Source organism: Nitrosomonas limosa, from assembly GCF_054188085.1.
Window position 1 is genome coordinate 1,775,413 of sequence record NZ_CM135180.1, and the last position, 19,549, is coordinate 1,794,961.

Consider the following 19,549-nt stretch of genomic DNA (forward strand, 5'->3'; position numbering starts at 1 on the left):
TCCGCCAGCACAACACTTGAAGCAAATATCTCTCGCCAGCCATTAAACTACACCGGATTCTCGATATCAATAAACTGATGGCGGATACCGAATTTTTGCGCGATATGATCGCCCACCGCTTGCACACCGTAGCGCTCGGTTGCGTGATGGCCAGCGGCAATGAATGCGACGCCGGATTCGCGGGCAATGTGCACATATTGCTCGGAAATTTCACCGGTCAAATAAACATCGACTCCTTGCTGAATCGCCAATTCGAAATAGCTCTGAGCAGCACCGGTGCACCACGCAATCTGCCGTACCGGTTTTTCCGGATTACCGATAATCATCGGTTTACGCAATAAAGTCCGGGAAATTTTATGGCTGAATACATTCAGCGTAACAGGTTGCGGCAATTCCCCGACAATCCCGACTTCCTGTTCACCGAAACGTCCGGTCTCTATCAGGCCTAATTTTTTTCCTAAAAGCACGTTATTGCCTAAATGCGGATGCGCATCCAGCGGCAAATGATAAGCGAATAAATTGATTTGCTGATTCAGCAGCAATGCGATGCGGCGGCTTTTCATTCCGGTAATGCGCATGTCTTCGCCACGCCAGAAATAACCGTGATGCACCAGAATCGCATCCGCCTTGGCTGCAATCGCGGCTTGCAGCAGATCCAGCGAAGCCGTTACACCGCTGATGATCGTTTGAATGTCGCCGCGCCCTTCCACTTGCAAGCCATTTGGGCAATAATCATGAAAGCGGGTAATATCCAGCAACTGATTCAAATGATTTTCCAGTTCATCCCGATGCATTGACGCTCTCCTTGGCGCATAAACTACTTTGCAGTAAATTAATTTTGGAGTAACCACACTGATGTACAGACTTTGGTTAATTTTTGCACAAACTGCAACAATTTTTTTGGCTATTTTCTTTGTCGTATCGACGTTGCGGCCTGATTTGCTGTCATGGCGGCCGCGCGGAGAAATCGTCACGATAACGGAATCGGCGCCCGCTCTGGAAACACCGAGACCGGATAGCTACTCCAATGCAGCAGAAGCCGCCATGCCGTCAGTCGTCAATATTTTCACCAGCAAGGAAATTAAAGAACCGTCTCATCCCCTGTTGAACGATCCATTGTTCCGCCGATACTTTGGCGATCAATTCGAATCACGGACACGACGCACATCCAGTCTGGGCTCCGGTGTCATCGTCAGCGATAATGGTTATATTTTGACCAATCACCACGTCATCGAAGCATCCGATGAAGTCGAAATTGCATTGTTCGATGGCCGCAAAGCCAAAGCGAAATTAATCGGTTCGGATCCGGAAACCGATCTGGCAGTTCTAAAAACCGATTTACAAAATCTGCCGGCAATCACGTTCGGACAATCGCAGCACGTCAAAGTGGGAGACGTCGTACTGGCCGTCGGCAATCCATTCGGCGTCGGCCAGAGCGTTACCATGGGCATTGTCAGTGCTTTAAGCAGAAGCCGGGTCGGCATCAATACGTTTGAAGACTTTATCCAAACCGATGCCGCCATCAACCCGGGTAATTCCGGCGGCGCGCTGACCGATACATCGGGTAACTTGATTGGCATCAACACCGCCATCTATTCGCGCAGCGGCGGATCCCTCGGCATCGGCTTTGCAATCCCGGTCCACAATGCCAAGCAGATCATGGATCAAATCATACAATCCGGTAGCGTCACGCGCGGCTGGCTCGGCGTCAGCATGCAAGACATGACGCAAGAGTTGGCGGAGTCTTTCGGTCTGGCACAACCGGTTGGATCACTGATCGCCAGCATCCTCAAAGATGGTCCGGCCGATAATGCCGGACTTAAAGCCGGCGATATCCTGATCGCAGTCGAAGGAAAACCGGTGAATAACGCATCGGAGCTGCTCAAAATTGTTGCCGCCCTGGCCCCCGGTGAAACGGTCACGGTCACGGTTATTCGCAACAAACAGGAAAAATCCATCCCGATCAAAGTGGGTGTCCGGCCTAAGCAAAAATAACGCTATTCAAAAAATCAAAACAAGAAACCTCACAACGCTATGAAAAATCTACTACCGGCAACCGGCTTTCTGTCTGTCATCGCGCAATGGTTCAGCGCCAATATTCTGGCGCTTGGCCGAGAAATGCGGCTGTCTTATTTACCGCCCTTGATGGTTTACGTTGCCGCGGGTATTTCCGGTCTGACCGGTATCGTCGGCACCTTCTACGTCAAGGAAAAGCTGGGATTATCCGCAGAATTTCTGGCCATGCTCGGATTCTGGATGATGCTGCCCTGGGCTCTAAAAATGCCGATGGGTCATTTGGTCGATTTGATCTGGCGTTGGAAAGGCTTGCTGGTATATCTCGGCGCCAGTCTGATCATGTTGAGCCTGCTGATCATGATCGGCTTGCTGGGGCACACAGAAGCCATGGCGGCCATCGCTTCCGTCGAAACCTGGTATGTCACCTCCGCGCTGCTGGCACCCATCGGTTATGTGTTACAGGATGTCGTAGCCGATGCCATGACCGTGGAAGCAGTGCCGCGAGTCGATGAAAATGGCAATAAACTGGATTTGGAAAAACGCAAACTGATGCATGTCACCATGCAAACTTTAGGACGCGTCGCTATCATCGGCGGCGGCGTGCTGGTCTCTGTCGCCAATGTCTTTTTGCTGCGCGATGCTGGAACATTACCGGAAGCCGAAAAAGAAGCGGTATATTTGCTTGTTTACGAACTGGCGTTGATCATTCCGCTGATCTCCATTTTGGGTGTCGTGTTCGCATCCTGGCTGCACCGGCGCGAGCGTAAACGCTTTTTGGCACTCGGCCATAGCCGGCAGGAGGTTGATAAGCTGCTCAGCATTCATTCCGAATCACCTTCAGTCAATTGGTGGATTCTCGGCGGCGGGCTGGCTTTTACTATCATTTCGCTGAGTGTCGGTTTAAGCCGCATTCCCGCTGGAGAGGAAATTATTTTCGTCATTTCCCTAGCGATCATCCTGTTTCTGATGTGGCGCCTGACCGGGGAACTTGAACCAGAAGCCCGCAATGTGCTGGTCGGCACCGCAGTCATGATTTTTATTTTCCGCGCCATTCCAGGTCCCGGCGCCGGTTCTACCTGGTGGATGATCGACGAATTGGGATTTGATCAGCAGTTTCTGGCCGTCTTGTCGCTCGTCGGTGCAACGCTGACTTTGTTTGGCATGTTCATTTTCCGCCGCTTCATGGCGGAGCGATCGATCGCCTACATCATCGGTTTCCTGACTATTGTGGGTACATTTCTGTCGCTGCCGATCATCGGCATGTATTTTGGTTTGCACGAATGGACCGCAGCGATGACCGGCGGTGTGGTCGATGCCCGGTTTATCGTGTTGATCGATACTGCGTTGGAATCGCCGCTGGGACAAATCGCAATGATCCCGATGCTGGCATGGATCGCCAATTCCGCGCCGGAAAAACTCAAAGCCACTTTCTTCGCCGTCATGGCTTCATTTACCAATCTGGCGTTATCGGCTTCGCAACTGGGCACGAAATATCTGAATCAGATCTACGAAGTCAAAAGGGAAGTTAAAGATATGGCAACCGGTCAAATTACCGTCCCCGCCGATTACAGCGAACTCGGGCATTTATTGATTACGGTGACCATCATCGGTTTTGTGATACCGCTGATTACGATTCTGATCGTGAAGCATTCGCGCTTTCGTAACGCTTGAAGATTTGTGGGCAACCGGATAATTGTGATTCTTTTCGTCAGTAAAGCTGAGCGTAATTTTCACCCGGATCAATCGCATCCGCAAGGATCGTCTTCCCGATCCGCATCGCTCCAGGCCAGCTTGCGGTAATCGAAACCGTTTTCCAGCACGGGTTTGATGATATCGAAATATGGTGAGATGTCGAAGTCGCGCGGTGTAAATAAACTATGGTGACGGATATGATAGATTTCCGCATAACAATCGGAATGTTTGGGATCCTTTGACCAAGCACGCTTAATCTCCGGCAGGATCGGATAACGTACCGATTCGAATGCTTGTGCAATCAACGTTGAACAAATCGCACGCGTCGGATCGCCACTACCGAGCGCCAGCAGGCGTCTGCGGAATCTGGTCGGCACCGGCGCTGTTGGCAACAAGTAGCGCAACAGGTCGAAGATATGCTTAAGATCGTATTGGTGGCCCATGCGCGAAATCGCAAAATCAACGACCCGCTTGCGATCGTCATTGCTGAGTCCGACCGGCCGGCAAATGCGCGTGTGCATTTGCGCATAATGCGCCAAGGTGATGGCGCGCACGCCTTCTTTCAAATCCGCTTCAATCAGTACTTTTGGCAATTCCCACGGCGCACCGTGCGGCAAAACATTACCGATATACAGCGCGGCATGCGACCAGGTCGATTGGGTCAAATATTTAATGGCAACACTGATGCGGGTATCGCCTTCGACCAGCAGTACGTCGCCCGGTTGAAGCGTTGCCGCCAATTGTTCCTGGTTGACCGTCGCTACCTGAACGCTCTGCCGGACCGGTTTGGTTAAAAACCGTGCAAGACGGCTTCCTGCGAATTCTGTCACTTGCCCCATGCCATTCCTTTATGCGGCGTCAAATTTCGAATACAAAATCCCGATAAAATTCTATTATATGTATTCACCATTCTTTGTGTGACAATAATCTATCTTCGTGAACGATGATCGAACACGCTTCCCACCTATTCGCATTGGCAATCTCAGCAACAGTCGTGACTGTTTGTGTGATACTGCACTATGAAACACTCCGTTTTCTGAGTCGCGCAGTAGGCATCCATGTGCACAAACGTATCGGTGTACTGGTTGTGATGCTCAGTCTCTTAATGGCCCATGTATTAGAAATTATGATTTTTGCGGTGGGTTACATGCTGATGCAGCATGGCGCCGGATTGGGTCATATCACCGGCATGGATGAAGGAAACCTTTTCGATTTTATTTACTTCTCCTCGGTCGTTTACACCACCGTTGGATTCGGCGACTTACTGCCTGTCGGCGCCATCCGCATGTTGAGCGCAGCGGAAGGCCTGGCTGGCCTCGCGCTGATTACCTGGTCGGCGTCTTTTACCTTTTTGGCAATGCAACGGCTATGGCCGCATTTACTATCGCAATCGAAGCGGAATTCCGAGGATTGAAGCGATCCAATGGCCGGTTGCAAAGCAACCAGCCATCAGATTGAGCGCAACCGGTTATTTCAAACCGGACAGATCTTGCTGATACTTGGACTTACACTGTTCGCCCTTACCACCGAGATCCAGCACCCCTGCCGTTCGCATACATTCATTATACTCAAACAGGATTTCATTTCTTTTTTGCGCAACCTTTTGAGCAGCTTCTACAGCTGCCGACAATTGCTTCATTTGTTGCGTTATGTTCCGCAAGCCGCTATCCGAAGCCGCACCGAGTCCCTCGATGCTTTCTTTGGTGTCATCCAGTTTTTTCAATGATTCTTGATTGACTTTTCTGACTTGCTCGGTGAGCGCCTGGTTGACCCGGTTGGAAACATTTCTCAATTCTTCGACATTCTGCTGCGTAATGCCGGCCAATTTGGTCTGGTAGTTATTAAGTTCCGCTTGCACAAAGGTGTTGATGCTATCTTTAAAGTTATCCAGGGAACCGTCGAGTTCTTCCTTGAAAGCTTGCATTTTCTTTTCAACCAGCACTTTGACATCGTCGTCCAGTTTTCTCACGATGGTCTCGGAAATCTTATCGACCGGCGGACGCGAATCGATAATTTCTGTTTTGGCCGCCGCCAGGTCGGATTTGAGATCGTCAGCCAGCGTTTTTTGTTTGCCGTCAATTTGCGCCAGCGCATTTTTCTCATTTTCCGCCACCAGCCAGGAAATCAATATCAACTCCTTCTTCTTATCCGGCTTGATGCCATGAATCATTTCATCCAATACGCTCGCGGCCGCTTCTTTATCCACGATACCTTTGGCATGCGTCAAACTGGCGGAATCCAGAAATTCCTGCAAATTTCCCCGAATCTCGCCCACATTGGTATGCGCCCGGGCGGATACCATCGACTGGCGGTAAAACTCATACGGCAAATAGACAAACACGACCAGCGCGCAAATTACCGAAGCGACAGCCTTCCATCTTTTGTGCTGAATATAGAAACTCAGTCCGAAAAACACTAGAAATAACAGAAAAAGCGGCATGATGATTTGCGCCAGCTCCAGCCAGCCTTTTTCCATCAGCGATTCAATCGATAGAAATTTCAACATGTTGCCAATAAACTCGTTCATCAATGACTCCCCATTTGATATGACGAAAATATACCATTACACAAAAAAACCGGATGGCTGATAATTTATCATGGTATGCCGGGTTGATTGAATAAACTTTGCATTTTGAGACAGCACGCAAACGCGGGTATGATCGCTACCTGACTTTGAATTTACTTGAAATCGGAAAACAGCATGCCGACAGCTTATATTTCTCATCCGGATTGCCTCAAGCACAACATGGGATCGTTCCATCCGGAATGCCCGCAGCGCTTGATCGCCATCGAAAATGAACTGAAAACCACCGGATTGCTGGCGCAATTGCAATGCTACGAGGCGCCGCTGGCTACGGACGAACAATTGGCGCGCGTGCATGCTCCGGATTATATCGAAAGCATCCGGCAAGCCTCGCCTGCTGCCGGATTAGTCGCACTGGATGCCGACACCGCGATGAATCCGTTTTCATTGAACGCTGCGTTGCGCGCTGCGGGAGCCGTCATTTTAGCGACCGATCTGGTGCTGAACGGTCAAGTTAAAAACGCTTTTTGCGCCATCCGCCCGCCCGGCCATCACGCTGAATCGGACCGCGCCATGGGCTTTTGTCTGTTCAACAATATCGCAACCGGCGTAGCGCACGCCCTCGCCCAGCATCATCTGCAGCGCGTTGCGATTCTGGATTTCGACGTGCACCACGGCAACGGCAGCGAGGAAATTTTCCGCAACAACCCGCAGGTCATGCTGTGTTCGACGTTCCAGCATCCCTTTTACCCCTACAGCGGCGCAAACAGCACCACCGAACGCATGATCAACGTGCCGCTGCCACGCGGCAGCAACGGCGCAATTTTCCGCCAGGCGGTAATCGACCACTGGCTGCCGGCGCTCGACCGCTTTCAACCTGAGATGATCTTTGTCTCAGCCGGTTTCGACGCGCACAAGGATGATGACATGGCGCAACTGAATCTGGAAGACAGTGATTATGGTTGGATCACCCAGCAAATCCGCGGCATTGCCGCGAAATACTCACAAAACCGTATCGTCTCGGCGTTGGAAGGCGGATACGAGTTGGAATCGCTGGGACGCTGCGTAGCGGCGCATATTCGGATACTGGCAGCGGATTAAGATGTAATTAACCAGGTTTATCATCCGGTTGTTTGGATGACAGCGAGTGATATAAACTGCCGCTTTGCAATTCTGCACGCCAGCTACTGGCGAAAAATTACCGCTATTTTAATTATTTTTCACGGGCCCACGTATCAATGAAGTTTTTTGCTCTAATCCTGTCAATAATGATTTCCGGCTTGGCAAACGCTGTCGAGCCGGCATCGCCCGGAATATCCGATACCCTGGATGAGCGGGTGAAACCCTGCATTATCTGCCATCGAGACGCCGACCAGATAGACCGGGATGCTTATTTCCCGCGTATTGCGGGCAAGCCGGCCGGTTATCTCTATAATCAGTTGCGTAATTTCCGGGATGGGCGGCGTTTTTATCAGCCGATGGCCATTTTGCTCGAAAACCTGTCAGATGAGTACATGCGCGAAATCGCAGAGTATTTTGCCTCCCAGCCCTACACTTATCCGCAGCCGGTAGTCCCCGCTCTGTCATCAACCGAAACAAAATCCGTGGAAACGCTGGTGTATTCCGGCGATCCCGAACGCGATTTGCCGGCATGCAGCGCTTGTCATGGCGAAGCGCTGATGGGCATGCAACCCGCTATTCCCGGTCTGCTGGGCTTGCCGCATGCTTATCTGGCCGCACAGTTCGGCGGCTGGCGCAACGGCGGAATCATGCGTGGCCAGATCCCCGACTGCATGTCGGAAATCGCCAAAAAACTGACTCAGGAAGAAGTCAATGCGCTGGCGCTGTGGCTGCCCGGCCTGCCGGTATCGGGACAACCCGCCGGAGCGGACGCGCTTGCCCCGGAACTGGCGCAGCGTTGCCAGACAATTTTGGCCGGGAAGGAGGTATCACGATGAGAAATTCAAGCGCAGCAGGATTTACGGGCAAATGGCGAACCATCGTTGTTGCAGGTGGTTTGCTGTTTCTGGCGCAAACTGCATCGGCTCAGACGCTGGCCGATTCCGATGCGGAACAGGTCCGGCGCGGAGAGTATCTTACCCGGGCAGGCAACTGCATGGGATGCCATACCGCGCGGGGAGGAGAACCTTATGCGGGCGGACGCAAGCTGAATACGCCTTTCGGTGAATTCATCACATCGAATCTCACACCGGATAACGAAACCGGGATCGGACGCTGGAACAGCGAAGATTTCTGGCAGGCGCTACATCACGGAAAATCGAAGGATGGCCGCTATTTGTACCCGGTATTCCCGTATACCGAATATACCAAGGTTACCAGGCCAGACGCCGATGACATTTTCGCCTATTTGCGTTCGCTGCCACCTGTGGTACAGACCAATCCACCCCATAAAATACGTTCACCTTACGATAGTCAGACGCTCCTGTATCTTTGGCGGAAATGGTATTTCAAGGAAGGCGCCTATCAACCGAATAAATCGAAAAGCGATGAATGGAACCGCGGTAATTATCTGGTCCAGGGACTCGGGCACTGTAACGCTTGCCATACGCCTCGTAATGTATGGGGAGCCAGTCAGGACGAACAATTGACCGGCGGTAAAATCATGGGCAGCTACTGGTATGCACCCTCTTTGATTTCCCCGCTGGAAGCCGGCGTGGGTGAATGGTCGATCGAGGATATTGTCGAGCTGCTGTCCACCGGGATAAACGGCCATGCCGTAACTTCCGGATCGATGGCAACGATCGTCCGGCAAAGTCTGCAGTATCTGTCGGACGATGATATCCGCTCGATAGCGGTTTACCTTCAATCCCTGGGCGAAAAGAAAGAACCAGCCAAAGCACCTCAAAAAGCCCGGAAAATGCCGGAACGGGTGCGCCAATATCTAGCGCTCGGGCAAGCAGTCTATGAAAAACACTGTCAGGATTGTCACGGCCAATCCGGGGAAGGCAAGCCAAAAATATATCCCCCGCTGGCCGGAAACCGGAATGTGACCATGAATCCCCCGCTGAACACAATCCGCAGCGTGCTGTATGGCGGGTATCCGCCTGCCACGGCAGGTAATCCGAGACCCTATGGCATGCCACCCTATCAGCATTTCATCCGCGATGATGAAATTGCCCAGGTGGTGTCTTACATTAGGAATGCATGGGGCAATCTCGGCAGTCTGGTAAGCCCGGAAGATGTCGATAACAGCCGGGGAAACGAATTCTGAGTTGCTCCGGTTTTTCCGGGGATTTTTTAGTTTGAATCTCAGTTTAGGCAGATTAACTTGAACGTCATGCTCGCGAAGGCGGGCATCCATAGGATATTAAATTACTGGATTCCCGCATTCGCGGGAATGACGGCAAATCCGGTTCGCTCTCTGATTTTACCGATAATGATTCAATCACTAAAAAATATACGGTAGATTTGCGGCTTCAAAGCGTAACCCAACATTCACATTGTTTGAAATTGATTTAGATGAGTTACACGATATTTACGTATCAACAACCATCTTGCTTGGTGAGTATTCTATTGCTTGAGCTTTAGCAGCGATTTTCCTTGGGCTAAGTGTTATCAACTATGTGCACGATAATTGGCATGTGATCACTATGCGCAATCCAGTGAGCGGGAGTACCAACTTCCAAGGAGGCTCTTTCTAATAGAGACTCTGACAGAAACGCATAATCAATATGATATGGCTTGTCTGAACGCCGATACATGAAGAAAGTAGGTGTATTCTCCTTGCCTTGGTCCTCGCTTCGCTCAAAATGGTAAAGACTTCTTAAGCCGATTTCCTGTAGCTGCCGCACAACATCGCTATGATTCCACCAGCGATCCCAAACATCCCAGCAGGTGTTACTGTTGAGATCGCCGATCAGAATGGATTCTGGTTGCTCAAGAAAACGCTGATGTCGTTGCAGATACTTCCAGAGCTGACCAATATAACGAAAGGTCGGAGAATTTGCCTGCCGGGTCCAGGTTGCCAGCAACGAAATTCGATTGGCTACGATGCAAGGAAGAAACAGTTCAAGCGGGCCAGGATCAAGATTCACTGGTTCCAGAGATACATCCGGTTTTGCTAAAACCCCCAATCCCCGGTTCTTATTGCTACCAACCCATAGATGGTTTTGCGCCCATTTACGGTATGAAATATCCGGGCACCTTGTGGGATCTTCACATTCTTGAATAATGCAGATGTCAGGATTAAGCGTGGAAACTATGTCTAGCTTCTTCCTTAAAGCACCATTACAGTTCCAGCTCACGATTTTCATAATTGCCAATCTGAGTTAGATTTCGCCTAGTTCACTGGAAGTTACTTTTACGTGATAATCAAACCTCAACAACAATCCCCTGCAACTCCTGAAATAATAACCGAAAACTCTTCGGCGGTTTTTCCGCCGATTTTTCTTTTTGCGCATTGCGGATCAGCAAGCGCAAACGCTGCAAGTCGGCCTGCGGGTATTGTTTGGCAAATTCGGTGAGTGCGTGTTCATCGCTTAACAAGCGTTCACGCCAGCGTTCGAGCAGATGCAGCCGTGCGGTTTGGTGCTTGGAAGTTTGTTGCCAGGAGTCGAGTTTTTGCTGGATCGGCGATGCGTCGACTTCGCGCATCAAGCGCCCGATGTATTGCAGCTGCCGGCGGCGCGCGCCATGCTTGTTCATGGAACGCGCCAGCAGAATGGCGTCGACCAGAATTTCCGGCAAATCAAACTCGGTCAGTTTTTTCGGATCTAATTCCACCAATTGCTCGCCAATGTCCTGCAAGGCATGCATGTCTTTTTTGCGGCGCGTTTTACTCAGCGCGATTTCTTCGTTGTCGTCGTATTCCGGTTCTTTTTGCACGGTAACCTGTGTAATGCGGGGTCAAGAAGCTGTTATCATAGCGCTTTCTTAAGGGCATCTCTAAAAATTCATATTTTGTTACAATACTTCGTTGATCGGAAAAAATATTTCTTTACATATCAATTATATGCTGCAAAAATATTTTTTCTCTCGCCTCGTCTTGTTTAAAACTCTGATTTTTTAGAAACGCCCTTACTTTTGAAAATCGCTTAATTTTTGCACCGCTAGCATCTCATGAATAACTTACCCGATTCCGATCTCCGTTTCTCCTATCCGATTAGCACGTTACAGCAAATCGCCGGTGATATCCTGAAGCATGCCGAAAAAGGCGGCGCCACATCGTGTGAAACCAATGTTTCCGATGGTTTTGGCCAAACCGTCACGGTGCGGCAAAATGAAGTGGAAACGATTGAATATAATCGCGACAAAGGTTTGTCGGTTACCGTTTACATCGGGCAAAAACGCGGCCATGCCAGCACTTCGGATTTTTCGGCGCAAGCAATCAGCGACACCGTCGCTGCAGCGTTGTCGATCGCCCGCTACACCGCAGATGATGATTGCGCCGGATTGGCGGATGCCGAATTACTGGCGAAAGACTACCCCAATCTCGATCTGTATTTTCCGTGGCAAATCAGTGTCGAGGAGGCCATCGAACTCGCCAAGCGATGCGAACAATCGGGATTTTCCGCCGATAAGCTTGTCGCCAATTCGGAAGGCGCCACCGTTTCCGTCAGCGAATCGCAATTTGTATATGCCAATAGCCTGGGCTTTATGGGCGGTTACCCGTTATCGCGCCACAGCATCAGTTGTGCAATGATTGCCGAGCAAGGCGAGAGCAAACAACGCGATTACTGGTACAGCGTGGTTCGCGATGCGGCGGATCTGGAAACCGTCGAAAGCATCGGACAAAGGGCCGGAGAACGAAGCGCAGCACGCCTAGGAGCAAGAAAAATCGACACGTGCGAAGTGCCGGTTCTGTTTGAAGCACCCATCGCATCGGGTTTGATCGGACATTTCGCTTCCGCAATATCCGGTAACAACTTGTACCGGAAATCTTCTTTCCTGATCGACAGTATCGGTCAGCAAGTTTTTGCGCCGGACATTCAAATTCTGGAGTTGCCGCATGTACACAAAGGACTGGCGAGCGGTCCGTTTGACGATGATGGCGTCGCTACCCTCGACCGTCACGTCGTAGAGAATGGCATCGTGCAAGGTTATTTCCTCGGCAGTTACTCCGCGCGTAAACTCGGGATGCGCACCACCGGCAACGCCGGCGGTACGCACAACTTGATCATGAAAAATGGTACGCCTTTGTCTTTCCAGGATCTTTTGAAAGAAATGGGCACTGGACTGCTTGTCACAGAGCTACTGGGACATGGCATTAATCCGGTTACCGGCGATTATTCGCGAGGCGCCTCCGGATTCTGGGTTGAACGCGGCGTTATCAGTCATCCGGTGGAGGAAATCACCATCGCCGGCAATCTCAAGAAGATGTTCCACGGAATCATCGCAGTCGGCACTGATGTTATCGTTCGCGGTTCGAAGCAATGCGGTTCGGTATTAATCGACCGCATGACGGTTGCAGGCGGCTGACGACGCTAAAAAGCTGTTACATCAGAGGGTCGGTAACGCCTAATGCGCTTATCGCAATCATTGCGATTGCCCCGGCTGCTATCAAATAATACAGTGTCGGGATAATGGTCATGCGGATAGTTTCCCCTTCGCGGCCGAGCAAGCCAACTGTCGCAGAAGCAGCGACCACATTATGAATCGCGATCATATTACCGGCGGCTGCACCGGCTGCCTGCACCGCCACCAACAGTGCGCTGGACACTCCGATCAATTGTGCGGTATCGAATTGAAACTGCGCTAGCATCAGGTTCGACACGGTGTTGGATCCGGCAATGAAAGCACCCAACGCTCCCACTGCCGGCGCAAAGAACGGATAGATTGCGCCGACGCTGTCCGCGACAAGTTGCGCCATCGCCTGCGGCATCGCTGGCAAGCCTGCCAGGTTCTCGCCGGAATTGATCAGGATACGCACCATCGGTACCGTGAAAATTAATACAAAACTGGCGCCGAGCAGTGTTCGGGCTGATTCTTTGGCCGCCATTTTGAGTTCGGTGAATTGCATGCGGTGCAGGAAAAAGGTTATCAGCACCACCAGAATCATCAATCCGCCGGGCTGATACAATAGCGCAATACTCCCGGAAATGCCGGTTTCGCCGAGGATATCGTCCCAGATCAACACGCCATGCTGATTCAGAAACGCTTTGATCCCGTCATTCACCCGTGACAACACCAATAACAACGCCAGCAAGAAATACGGGCACCACGCCAAAACGATCGGCATCGGAGTTTTTGCAGCTAAATTCTCCAGCCTGAAATCAATACTACCGAGCCATACCGGGGGCCAGTCGGCAGGCAGCGGAAAGTCCCAGGATTGTTTGGGAATCAGAAAACCGGCACGCGCCGCTGGGACCACGATTGCCAATCCAACCATAGCGCCTATCAACGAAGGGAATTCCGGCCCTAGAAAAACACCCGCCAATGCATACGGCACCACAAACGCCAATCCGGCGAAAATCGCAAACGGCGCGACTGCCAGCCCTTCCCGCCAGGAACGATGCGTGCCGAAAAAGCGCGTCAGCATCAGACACATCAACAGCGGCATCAGAACGCCTGCAACCATATGAATCAGTGCAACTTCGGACGAGATCAGGCGATAAAACACCTCCCAGCTAGAGTTCTCGGCGGCCAGACGGTCACTGATGGCAGCCTGATCCAACCCACCGGTAATACCGACCACGATCGGCGTACCGACGGCACCGAACGATACCGGTGTCGACTGCACCATCATCCCGGCCATTACCGCCGCCAACGCCGGAAATCCCAGCGCCACCAGCAGCGGCGCAACCACTGCCGCCGGTGTGCCAAACCCGGATGCGCCTTCGATAAAACATCCCAGCAGCCACGCCACAATCACCACTTGCACGCGCCGATCCGGGCTGATGCCTGAGAATCCGAGACGGATTGCGGTAATCGCACCGGAGTGCTTCAACGTATTAAGCAGCAGAATCGCGCCGAAAATGATCCACAAAATCGCTCCGGTCAGAATCAATCCCTGCAAAGCGGATGCGATCACCCGATTGACAGTCATGTCCCACACTGTCAGCGAAATGATGACGGCAACGGCAAACACCAGTGGCATCGCCCGCCGCGCGGGCCAATTGAATCCCACCAGCAATACCGCAGCCAAAAGCAGCGGCAAAAACGCCAGCATTGAAAATATCGACGGTGGCATGATTGAGTCCGGTTAACGTTTTTTCAATACAAAAACGAATTCATCCGCATCTTGCGATATGGATAGCAGTTCATGACCGGTTTGTTCGGCGAATACCTGAAAATCAATGACCGAGCCTTTATCGGTGGCGGTAATCCTTAATAGCTGCCCACTCGACATCGTGGCAAGCGACTGCTTGGTACGTAAAATCGGCAGTGGACATAGCAATCCGCGCGCGTCCAATTCCTTATCGATAGCTTGCATTTTTTAACTTATTTGTTGGGTTAGAAATTCAAGAATAACCGCTATTAGCAGGCAGACAACCAATTTAACATGCCGTGAGATTTTTATCACAGACTGCAACATTGGTTCTTTTTATACTGGTAAAAACTACTAAAAGCTTTCCCACCTTTATTGCACACTTCTCTTAAGCAGGGGGCTATATGTCATTCTTCCACCGCTTTCTAAAATCAACAGACAGTAAATTCAATCGAATCTTCCTGCTGGCATTGCTTTCAATCAATCCGGCACACGCAGCGTCGCTCTTATTGGATAGTTTCGATGCACCGGCGCCAAGAGAATTCACCGTGATTACCACAGCCGGGGATTTTGATACACCGGGCGCAACCGGTGAAATTCAAACCGCAACGCCATTCGTGCCCGGAGGTATTCGTGAAACCTTTTTGCACGTCTACAACAATCCGCTACATAGCGCATCCGTGCTGCAAGTTGGCGAAGGTAATCTCAGTGTCGCGCAAGGAACGGGCGCTATGGCTGAAACGCTGATTAATTACGGCGCTTTCACCCGGCCAACGGGCGATCCGTTGGTCGGCGGACCGCTATTAAACCTGGATCTGTCTGATTATAACGCGTTGCAATTCAACTTCACCGGCGTGGAAGATGCATTAAACCTTGTCGCGGTGTTTTATACATCTGCTCCGTTGGATCCATCCAGCCCTCTTTATTATTCGCAGTCCGGACTCAATATTGCCCCCGGCATTCCGGGAGGTCCGCTGTCGGTAAACCTCGGCGTGTCCAACAATGCAAGTTTCAATTGGGATCAGGTGGATGGTATCGCGATTCTTATCAATCGTTCCGGACCGATACCGAGCACTTCCTATACGCTGGATCAAATCAGTTTTGAGACCATAACGCCGGTTCCGGAACCGCAAGCCTGGATCATGCTGCTGATCGGACTCAGTGTGCTCCCCTTATTCAGATCCCGTAGCTCCCGACATTTACTCGCCGGATCCTCGATCAAACGCTGATCACCTCCTGGCTGGGCATTGAAGAACCTATCGCAATCTGTCGTCGCAACGATCACAAGCAGGATAGCACCACGACAATCCGGTAGTTGCTATTCGATGTCCAGCCAATTTTTTTCTGTCCTATTCTTCGCTGAAAAGCGTAACTACGAGATTTGCCAAGTTCGATGATAGAAAGGGCTTATACAAAATACCCCAGTTGCTATCCGCTTCGATCTCTTTTAAGTATACGGAATCCGTCTGATTGGCTATCAGCAGGATTTTGAGGCTGCAAGATTCCGTAAGCATTTCTTTTATCGTATTGAACGCTTGCTGACTCTCCGTGCCAGCGACGTGCAAGTTAAACAGCAACAAATCGTACCTCGTCAAACCTTCGCCAGACAATTGTTCAACTGCCTGTCCGATACTTTCCGCAGCAGTTGCCTGCCAGCCGCACGATCTCACTATCTCGGCCAGCACTTCCCGCGTCACCGCTCGATCATCCACAACGATCGCGTTTAATCCGCGCAACTTGTCCGGGATCGCAAACCAAGACTGAACACCGGTTTCCGGCAATTGCAATGTGACAGAGCAGCGGAAGCAACTGCCTTTGCCATATTTGCTTTCGACCGAAATATCCCCCCCATTTGCCGCGCCAATCTGCGCGATATGGCAAGCCCTAGGCCGGTTCCGCCAAACCGGCGGGTAATGGAGGAATCCGCTTGTGAAAATGCTTCGAAAAGATAATCCATTTGTTCCGGCTTGATCCCGATACCACTGTCGCTCACGCTGAAAACCAATCGCATGGCACCCGGATCATCCGTATCTTCGATGGTAATGCGGATAATCACTTCACCCTGGTCGGTAAACTTGATCGCATTATTAATCAGGTTCACCAAAATTTGACTCAACCGCAACGGATCTCCGGAAAAGTATCTGGGTACAGCAGGCGCGACATAAAACATGACATCGATAGCCTTATCCTTTACCGCCGTTGCACCAATCGCGGCTAAATTCTCCAAAATTTTTTCCAAATCAATCGGAATGTGATCCAATTCAATTTTGTTGGCTTCGATCTTGGAATAATCCAGTATATCGCTGATAACGCCCAGCAATATTTTGGAGGACCCTTCGATATTCCGGAGAAACATGCTTTGTTGAGAGTCGAGCGTGGTTTTTCCCAATAAATAGGCCATGCCGATGACTGCGTTCATCGGGGTGCGAATTTCGTGTGACATCATCGCCAGAAAACGGGTTTTCGCAATGCTGGCAGCTTCTGCCTGGTGACGCGCTTCAATCAGCATTGCTTCACGCTCTTTTTGTTCTGTAATATCCTGATGCGTGCCAAACATCATGAGCGGCTTACCATCGCTTGTCCAGCTCGTGACCTTGCCGCGGTCTAATACCCATACCCAATGCCCCGCCTTATGGCGCATGCGGGCTTCACATTCATAAAATGGAATCTCTCCGGCGAAATGCGCTTTAAGCAATGCTTCGGATTGCGTCAAATCCTCCGGATGCGCGTAATCAAGCCAAGTTCCGATCGACGTTGGAGCCAATTCTTCCAGTGTGTAACCGATAATTTCAGCCCAACGTTGGTTGAAAATCACTTCTCCGGTTTGCACATTCCATTCCCAAGTGCCGACATTCGTGCCTTCAATGATGTTGGATAGCCGCAGGCTTTGATACTGCATCTCCTTTTCACGCAGTTTCCTTCCGGTGATCTCCCTTGAGGAGGCATATATCAATTGTTTTCCTGAGATTTCGATTCGTTGCGCGTTGATCTCAACGTCGATAATGGTGCCATCCTTGCGGCGATGCAGTGTCTCGAAAACCCGGGGGGTTTTCGAGACCTCGCGCACGGCATCGATCAGTTTATCTTTCGGGATCATGGCATCCCAATCCATAACATTGAGCCGGGCGGTTTCTTCGTTGGAATACCCGAGCATCTTCGCAAAAGAGTGGCTGAATTCCACAATATTGCCGTCTTCATCCAGAATATGCACGCCATCACTGGCATGCTCCAGCAAAGCGGAGAATTTTAGCGAGATATTTTTCAGCTCGGTAATATCCGTTGCATAACCGTTCCAGATAATACTGCCATCCGCTTGCATTTCCGGTTTTGAGTGCGCATGTATCCAGCGAAATTCTTGATGAGCTGTAACAATGCGAAAAACAGCCTGCCAATCGTCTAAAGTATTGGCGGATTCCTGGATCGACCGGTTGATTGGTTCGGAATCTTGCGGATGAATAATCGTAAATATCACTGAGGCATCAGCCACCACACTCTCAGGTGTCAAGCCGAAAATTCCGGTAATGCCTTTACTGGCATACGGCACACACATGCTCCCATCCGGGAAACGCTGAAACTGGTAAATAAAACCGGGGATACTGTTGGATAAGTCCTCAAGAAATTTGTGGCTCTTGATGAGTTGCGTCTCCAAATTCTTACGCAGGGTAATGTCAACCAGAGTAATTAAAAATTGCTTTGACGCCATATCTGACCCCAAAGGTGAGGCCGAAGCGATTACGCTACGCTGAGATCCATCTTTACAACGGATAACAACATCTAGCGGCTCAAATATAGTATTGTTCTTTGACGAATTCTCAAGACGATCCTTCCAAGTGTCCTCCACCCATTGGCGATAGACCGGGTCCGGGTATGCTTTGGGCCACCAATCAGCCAATTTCGGAATATCTTCCAAAGTATAACCAAACACCCGGATAAAAGCCTTATTAAGAAAGACGATATTCTGTTGATCATCATTGATTGCTTTTGGTACTGGTGATGAGTCAATGATGGCATAAAGCCTGGATTCAGTTTTTCGTAACTCCGCTTCAACCCGGCTACGTTCGGTAAATATCACGCTGACAAATTGTGCTGTCAGCGAAATTGCCAGGATAAATACATTCATGTCGAGAATATGCAGGATTTGTTCGGCGACAAAAGGACCGTATCCGCGCGTTGTCTCAAACAATGCAAGGATAGTAATCACGCAACAGATCAGTGATACCAAGGCCAAATCGCTTTTGATCGCAATCCACAGTAACAGCGGCACATAGATAATCAGCGCCAGCGCGATGCCGCTGAAAACGGTATCGCCAAAAATCAGCCAGGTCGCCGGTAACATCGAAATCAGGGGCCACATCGCACTGGCGATGGACCGGGAAAAATTTTTCAAGCCGCCGGTAGAAGAAAACAGCACCAGCAGCAAGGGCGCGACCAGGAATTGACCGAGGCAATTCCCAAACCACCAGTTGATCCAGACCAGGAATAAGCCTTGCGAGGGTTGAATGGCATCAAAATAATACAGTGCCGCTGTGCCGAAGGTGGCGCTGAACGGTTGCAGAATAAAAAAAATCATTGCAACAAAACGCCCAAAGTGCTGCATGCTGTTCAACCCTGGCTCTATATTCCAGCGCTTGAACAAGGCCACTCCCAGAATCGCTTCGATGCTATTGATCAGCGCAATAATCATCGATGGCAGCACGCCCAGCCCGGTACTGATCGCGAGCGCCAGTTGTCCAATGAAAATACCTGGCCAAACACGCCGCCCGAATAAAATAATCATCGACAGCGCAATGCCTTCGGAAATAAAAAAAACCGGGGTGACAATATAATGCGATACGGCGATAAAAAAACTGAGATGACCGAATACAAAATATAAACAGGCAAGCCCGCAAAGCGGAAAAAAATAACTTCGAGTGAAAAGATGATCGTTACTTGCCATTCAATAAATCGGTTGTAACATCGCGGTGATAGTTTTTTTGAATATGAAAAATCTTTGGTAGATTACCACGAGTACCGGTATTGACAGCAATGTGCGTTGATGTGATTGTTCGGTCAACCGGCAAAATCAACCGCAAGATCACAAAAAGCGCCTTTTGCCTTTTCTGATTACGCAATCGAAGATAAAATTTTTTGTTATGCTGGTAAGCAATTAT

Annotated in this window: 17 protein-coding genes; 8 read left to right on the forward strand and 9 right to left on the reverse strand. The window is 50.4% G+C overall.

Annotated elements, in window-relative coordinates:
• Nucleotides 1-47 precede the first annotated feature (47 nt).
• Complete coding sequence (locus ACV7NC_RS08090) at nucleotides 48-794, reverse strand: Nif3-like dinuclear metal center hexameric protein (protein WP_458152014.1); 747 nt, start codon at nucleotides 792-794, stop codon at nucleotides 48-50.
• A 61-nt stretch (nucleotides 795-855) separates the two neighbouring features.
• Here ACV7NC_RS08090 and ACV7NC_RS08095 point away from each other — a divergent pair, with 61 nt between their 5' ends.
• Both ACV7NC_RS08095 and ACV7NC_RS08100 read left to right on the forward strand, forming a co-directional pair.
• The gene (locus ACV7NC_RS08095; protein ID WP_458152015.1) at nucleotides 856-1,995 is read left to right on the forward strand and encodes a Do family serine endopeptidase; all 1,140 of its coding nucleotides are present in this window, start codon (nucleotides 856-858) and stop codon (nucleotides 1,993-1,995) included.
• Between the two features lie 39 nt (nucleotides 1,996-2,034).
• Entirely contained in the window at nucleotides 2,035-3,687 is a 1,653-nt protein-coding gene (locus tag ACV7NC_RS08100; RefSeq protein WP_458152016.1) for a hypothetical protein, read from the forward strand.
• A 68-nt stretch (nucleotides 3,688-3,755) separates the two neighbouring features.
• Here the strand turns inward: ACV7NC_RS08100 and ACV7NC_RS08105 are convergent, their stop codons facing one another.
• A complete protein-coding gene (locus ACV7NC_RS08105) occupies nucleotides 3,756-4,547 on the reverse strand; it encodes a YiiX/YebB-like N1pC/P60 family cysteine hydrolase (protein ID WP_458152017.1) in 792 nt (263 codons plus the stop codon).
• 104 nt (nucleotides 4,548-4,651) lie between these two features.
• Here ACV7NC_RS08105 and ACV7NC_RS08110 point away from each other — a divergent pair, with 104 nt between their 5' ends.
• Entirely contained in the window at nucleotides 4,652-5,122 is a 471-nt protein-coding gene (locus ACV7NC_RS08110) for a potassium channel family protein (protein ID WP_458152018.1), read from the forward strand.
• 54 nt (nucleotides 5,123-5,176) lie between these two features.
• On the opposite strand, the gene ACV7NC_RS08115 is transcribed toward ACV7NC_RS08110, so the two are convergent.
• Nucleotides 5,177-6,235: a hypothetical protein gene (locus tag ACV7NC_RS08115; RefSeq protein ID WP_458152019.1), complete on the reverse strand. Its 1,059-nt coding sequence runs from the start codon at nucleotides 6,233-6,235 to the stop codon at nucleotides 5,177-5,179.
• Between the two features lie 174 nt (nucleotides 6,236-6,409).
• On the opposite strand from ACV7NC_RS08115, the gene ACV7NC_RS08120 reads away from it, so the two are divergent.
• The 3 genes from ACV7NC_RS08120 to ACV7NC_RS08130 all read left to right on the forward strand — a co-directional run bounded on the left by ACV7NC_RS08120 (nucleotide 6,410) and on the right by ACV7NC_RS08130 (nucleotide 9,464).
• Entirely contained in the window at nucleotides 6,410-7,333 is a 924-nt protein-coding gene (locus tag ACV7NC_RS08120) for a histone deacetylase family protein (protein WP_458152020.1), read from the forward strand.
• 167 nt (nucleotides 7,334-7,500) lie between these two features.
• A complete protein-coding gene (locus ACV7NC_RS08125) occupies nucleotides 7,501-8,190 on the forward strand; it encodes a c-type cytochrome (RefSeq protein ID WP_458152021.1) in 690 nt (229 codons plus the stop codon).
• On the forward strand, nucleotides 8,187-9,464 hold the full coding sequence (locus ACV7NC_RS08130) for a c-type cytochrome (RefSeq protein ID WP_458152022.1): 1,278 nt from the start codon (nucleotides 8,187-8,189) through the stop codon (nucleotides 9,462-9,464). Before ACV7NC_RS08125 ends, ACV7NC_RS08130 begins: the two co-directional genes overlap by 4 nt.
• 334 nt (nucleotides 9,465-9,798) lie before the next feature.
• Here the strand turns inward: ACV7NC_RS08130 and ACV7NC_RS08135 are convergent, their stop codons facing one another.
• Nucleotides 9,799-10,506, reverse strand: a complete 708-nt coding sequence (locus tag ACV7NC_RS08135; protein WP_458152023.1) for an endonuclease/exonuclease/phosphatase family protein — start codon at nucleotides 10,504-10,506, stop codon at nucleotides 9,799-9,801.
• A 58-nt stretch (nucleotides 10,507-10,564) separates the two neighbouring features.
• On the reverse strand, nucleotides 10,565-11,077 hold the full coding sequence (yjgA, locus tag ACV7NC_RS08140) for a ribosome biogenesis factor YjgA (protein WP_458152024.1): 513 nt from the start codon (nucleotides 11,075-11,077) through the stop codon (nucleotides 10,565-10,567).
• A 234-nt stretch (nucleotides 11,078-11,311) separates the two neighbouring features.
• Here yjgA and pmbA point away from each other — a divergent pair, with 234 nt between their 5' ends.
• Nucleotides 11,312-12,670, forward strand: coding sequence for a metalloprotease PmbA (gene pmbA / locus ACV7NC_RS08145; protein WP_458152025.1), 1,359 nt, complete (start codon nucleotides 11,312-11,314; stop codon nucleotides 12,668-12,670).
• Nucleotides 12,671-12,686: 16 nt separating this feature from the next.
• On the opposite strand, the gene ACV7NC_RS08150 is transcribed toward pmbA, so the two are convergent.
• Both ACV7NC_RS08150 and ACV7NC_RS08155 read right to left on the reverse strand, forming a co-directional pair.
• On the reverse strand, nucleotides 12,687-14,381 hold the full coding sequence (locus tag ACV7NC_RS08150; protein WP_458152026.1) for an L-lactate permease: 1,695 nt from the start codon (nucleotides 14,379-14,381) through the stop codon (nucleotides 12,687-12,689).
• Nucleotides 14,382-14,393: 12 nt separating this feature from the next.
• Nucleotides 14,394-14,624, reverse strand: a complete 231-nt coding sequence (locus ACV7NC_RS08155; RefSeq protein WP_458152027.1) for a sulfurtransferase TusA family protein — start codon at nucleotides 14,622-14,624, stop codon at nucleotides 14,394-14,396.
• Nucleotides 14,625-14,803: 179 nt separating this feature from the next.
• Between ACV7NC_RS08155 and ACV7NC_RS08160 the strand changes: the two genes are divergently transcribed.
• Nucleotides 14,804-15,628: a hypothetical protein gene (locus ACV7NC_RS08160; RefSeq protein ID WP_458152028.1), complete on the forward strand. Its 825-nt coding sequence runs from the start codon at nucleotides 14,804-14,806 to the stop codon at nucleotides 15,626-15,628.
• A gap of 120 nt (nucleotides 15,629-15,748) precedes the next feature.
• On the opposite strand, the gene ACV7NC_RS08165 is transcribed toward ACV7NC_RS08160, so the two are convergent.
• Nucleotides 15,749-16,135 carry a response regulator gene (locus ACV7NC_RS08165; RefSeq protein ID WP_458152029.1) on the reverse strand — a complete coding sequence of 129 codons (387 nt, stop codon included), beginning with the start codon at nucleotides 16,133-16,135 and terminating at the stop codon, nucleotides 15,749-15,751.
• On the reverse strand, nucleotides 16,123-19,335 hold the full coding sequence (locus tag ACV7NC_RS08170; protein ID WP_458152030.1) for a PAS domain S-box protein: 3,213 nt from the start codon (nucleotides 19,333-19,335) through the stop codon (nucleotides 16,123-16,125). The genes ACV7NC_RS08165 and ACV7NC_RS08170 overlap by 13 nt, the downstream gene beginning before the upstream one ends.
• Nucleotides 19,336-19,549 lie beyond the last annotated feature (214 nt).

What these genes read in the sequence shown, in the direction of transcription:
- ACV7NC_RS08125 (WP_458152021.1), top strand. Translation starts at nt 7,501, where the DNA reads ATGATTTCCGGCTTGGCAAACGCTGTCGAGCCGGCATCGCCCGGAATA.
- ACV7NC_RS08090 (WP_458152014.1), bottom strand. Translation starts at nt 794, where the DNA reads ATGCATCGGGATGAACTGGAAAATCATTTGAATCAGTTGCTGGATATT.
- ACV7NC_RS08110 (WP_458152018.1), top strand. Translation starts at nt 4,652, where the DNA reads ATGATCGAACACGCTTCCCACCTATTCGCATTGGCAATCTCAGCAACA.
- ACV7NC_RS08105 (WP_458152017.1), bottom strand. Translation starts at nt 4,547, where the DNA reads ATGGGGCAAGTGACAGAATTCGCAGGAAGCCGTCTTGCACGGTTTTTA.
- ACV7NC_RS08120 (WP_458152020.1), top strand. Translation starts at nt 6,410, where the DNA reads ATGCCGACAGCTTATATTTCTCATCCGGATTGCCTCAAGCACAACATG.
- ACV7NC_RS08150 (WP_458152026.1), bottom strand. Translation starts at nt 14,381, where the DNA reads ATGCCACCGTCGATATTTTCAATGCTGGCGTTTTTGCCGCTGCTTTTG.
- ACV7NC_RS08095 (WP_458152015.1), top strand. Translation starts at nt 856, where the DNA reads ATGTACAGACTTTGGTTAATTTTTGCACAAACTGCAACAATTTTTTTG.
- ACV7NC_RS08155 (WP_458152027.1), bottom strand. Translation starts at nt 14,624, where the DNA reads ATGCAAGCTATCGATAAGGAATTGGACGCGCGCGGATTGCTATGTCCA.
- ACV7NC_RS08135 (WP_458152023.1), bottom strand. Translation starts at nt 10,506, where the DNA reads ATGAAAATCGTGAGCTGGAACTGTAATGGTGCTTTAAGGAAGAAGCTA.
- ACV7NC_RS08170 (WP_458152030.1), bottom strand. Translation starts at nt 19,335, where the DNA reads ATGGCAAGTAACGATCATCTTTTCACTCGAAGTTATTTTTTTCCGCTT.
- pmbA (WP_458152025.1), top strand. Translation starts at nt 11,312, where the DNA reads ATGAATAACTTACCCGATTCCGATCTCCGTTTCTCCTATCCGATTAGC.
- ACV7NC_RS08115 (WP_458152019.1), bottom strand. Translation starts at nt 6,235, where the DNA reads ATGAACGAGTTTATTGGCAACATGTTGAAATTTCTATCGATTGAATCG.
- ACV7NC_RS08160 (WP_458152028.1), top strand. Translation starts at nt 14,804, where the DNA reads ATGTCATTCTTCCACCGCTTTCTAAAATCAACAGACAGTAAATTCAAT.
- ACV7NC_RS08130 (WP_458152022.1), top strand. Translation starts at nt 8,187, where the DNA reads ATGAGAAATTCAAGCGCAGCAGGATTTACGGGCAAATGGCGAACCATC.
- ACV7NC_RS08100 (WP_458152016.1), top strand. Translation starts at nt 2,035, where the DNA reads ATGAAAAATCTACTACCGGCAACCGGCTTTCTGTCTGTCATCGCGCAA.